Consider the following 1,309-nt stretch of genomic DNA (forward strand, 5'->3'; position numbering starts at 1 on the left):
GGCGGCAAAGCCAGAACCAACAACATCAAATCCAGCTTGTCCTGTCGCGATGACATAAAGAATACCACCAGCGATCAGCCCGCCGATCACTTGTGCGATGATGTAAGGCGCAACGTCTTTTGTATCAAAACGACCGCCAGCCCAAAGGCCAACCGTCACTGCAGGGTTCAAATGGCAACCTGAAATATGACCGATTGCAAATGCCATGGTTAAAACGGTTAAACCAAAGGCCAGAGCGACACCCAGCAGACCAATACCAACATCTGGAAAACCTGCAGCCAACACTGCGCTGCCGCAGCCGCCCAATACTAGCCAGAACGTACCAAAAGCCTCAGCCAAATACTTGTTCATGTTATTTCCTAATTTCTAATTAAATGACCCGCTGAACATAGTCGAGAATTGTCAATAAAGTGTGAGGGAGATCGCGTAAAAACTGCAAATAGGACGGTATGTGGCAAGAGTTCTCAAGGATGAGATAAAAGCAGGGAGAAGAGAGGCTGAATCTTCAGTTTGCCTTGGCCATCACTACCTGAGTAACAGCCAAGGCAACGTAGGTTTTAACTAAATGCGACGAAAGGCGATACGCACAGCAAAATACCAGTAGCAATAATCAAGTAAAGCGACGCGCCTTTGTATTTGTGTAAAGAAGGCACTTGATAGACAAGGTAAGCTGGAATCAAACAGCCAATCAAACCAAAGATAGGGCTACATACTGATGTGAAGCTCAGAACTGGTAGATTCAATACAATTGCACCCCACGCCATGAGAATCGCAAAGAGAATGATTCCTTTGGTGACCAAGTCTTTATTGATCTTCTCTTCAGGCATGACCTTTTTTAGAGCCAGCATCGCTAGACCTTGGCAAGAATCGCGAAAACCCAAGTACACACCAAAAAACGCAGTCATTACTGAGAAAATATTCAGCATTAAACTCATTAGTTTTAGCGTCGTGCCGTCCATACCTTGCGCAACCATCGCAAGAGCAGAGATGTTCTCTTCTGCTGCTTTAACCGCTTGTTCATGTGACATCGCAAGCGTAAAGGAAATCGCGTAGAAGAAGACCGTCACAAACAAGATACCGAAAGCAATTTTCATTGCGCGCATGGCTTTAAAGCGAGCTACCTCAATCGATTTTTCTTTTGAGCGGTATGAGATCACCATTGGGCTCAAGCTTTGAATAAAGAGAATAGACGTTAGAGTAAACGGCAGTAGCTCAATTGCATCTTTCAAACCAGCGCCTGTTTCTGGAATCGCACCGACACTCGCTACATCCCATTTTTCGATCACCATGAAGCCAAGTAATGCAATGG

The 1,309-nt window shown here is 45.3% G+C and carries 1 protein-coding gene and 1 pseudogene; both read right to left on the minus strand.

Going from position 1 to position 1,309, the window contains the following annotated elements; all coding sequences use genetic code 11:
- A partial coding sequence (locus R7Z50_RS24265; protein WP_318149320.1) for an aquaporin occupies nucleotides 1-351 on the minus strand: 351 nt, incomplete at its 3' end.
- A 206-nt stretch (nucleotides 352-557) separates the two neighbouring features.
- Nucleotides 558-1,309: pseudogene (locus R7Z50_RS24270) on the minus strand (hypothetical protein); the annotation flags it as partial.

This window comes from Vibrio sp. 1249-1 (assembly GCF_033340495.1).